This window comes from Vibrio sp. 10N.286.55.E10 (assembly GCF_002872555.1).
In the GTDB taxonomy this organism is placed as follows: Bacteria; Pseudomonadota; Gammaproteobacteria; order Enterobacterales; family Vibrionaceae; genus Vibrio; species Vibrio crassostreae.
In genome coordinates, this window is the sequence record NZ_MCSD01000019.1 from 1 (window position 1) to 1,437 (window position 1,437).

At 42.2% G+C, this 1,437-nt stretch carries 1 protein-coding gene; it reads right to left on the minus strand.

Annotated elements, in window-relative coordinates; translation table 11 throughout:
* Window positions 1-10 precede the first annotated feature (10 nt).
* Entirely contained in the window at window positions 11-1,342 is a 1,332-nt protein-coding gene (locus tag BCV39_RS12600) for an IS4 family transposase (RefSeq protein ID WP_102431674.1), read from the minus strand.
* Window positions 1,343-1,437 lie beyond the last annotated feature (95 nt).

The following is a 1,437-nucleotide window of genomic DNA, read 5'->3' on the forward strand; positions in this document are numbered from 1 at the left end:
GTAATGCCAGTCAGTTAAGCTGACTGGCATTTTTTCTATTTGTCGCATATTTCTTGGGTTTCAGTTTCACCCAGCGAGGATAACTTCTATCTTCTCTTCGGGGTGGCAGGATAAACATGGATATTTTCTGTAGTAGTACTTCATAGTGTTTAGGGAGTTTCCCAGGACTCGTTAAAGGTAAAGCTGCAAAGTATTGAGTCACAGCCATGGCACTACTCGTAAAGCTTAATTGATTCGGCCAGACGCTATCTAACTTACTCGCGGCCTTTGTCATAACCTGCCTTATAAGGTTATAGGCTAACAAAATCCCCCAGAGCTCCTGTCTAACCATATCTGGGCGCTTACTTCGCAATGTATATTCACTATCAAGCAAAGTTTGCTTCATTTCCCTATAGCCTAATTCGATTTCCCAACGATAGCGATAGAGCTCTACGATGTCTTCTCCAGGAAAGCGCAACCCATCACGCATTGATGTAAGTACCTGATACTCTTTACCTTTGATGACTTTCGATACCAACCTTGCTTCTATTATCTCAGGCAGGTCACTGAACTTCTTCCTTGCCTGAAGTGATGTTTTTATAGCAACGATAGCATCACTCTGGCTGTATTTATGGACAACTTCATACTGAAAGTCTTTTCTCACAGGGAGCATCCAATGCCTTTCTTGACCTACTTTGTTCCAGCGATTAAGCAGCCCTAAAGAGTAATATCCTTTGTCAAAAATAGTCAGTGATTGATCTGGCGTTTGTTCTATAAGCTCTTCTGCGAGCCGCATTTCGCTGGTGCGATAGTCAGAGAATGCACTATCGATTAGCTGATGACTTGTAAGCTCCATCAAACAAACCATACGAACCTTAGGGTAAATATTCTCAGATGATTGATTGCGCTGCGCTTTAAACTCTTGATGATTTTCGGGTGTATCTGTCGTTCTCCAAACGACACCATCGACGGATAGAAGGTTTAGCCCACACCAAGTTTCGAAGTTAGACGATTGATAGCTATGCGCTGCCATCTTCTTAAAGACTTGCTTTACACCTTCTTCGCCTAACCTCTGTCTCGCTTGAACAACAGCACTTGGTGCAACAAAGCGCTGTTTGTCTGGCAGGACAATATCGAGTTGGTTAGCAATATCCCAAACAGATTGTTGACGAAAGAGACTCATTCCAACAACAGACCAAAGTACTGCTTCTAAAGGTAACCGCCTTCTTCTAACGGTTGCTACGCCAGCTTGCTCAAAGCCTTGTTGGATAAGCTCTGGACTAAGGATGTCAGAGTATTTATCAAAGTGGTGGAAGGTATTACATGACCGAAAAGTATTGGCAAGTTGGCTTTCTAAAGACATAAAAAAATCCGATATTAGTTTCCTAATATCGGATTTTGAAGCCTTTTGAGGATCGGTCAAATGATCTCACAAATTTCTTAACTGATCGGCATTAC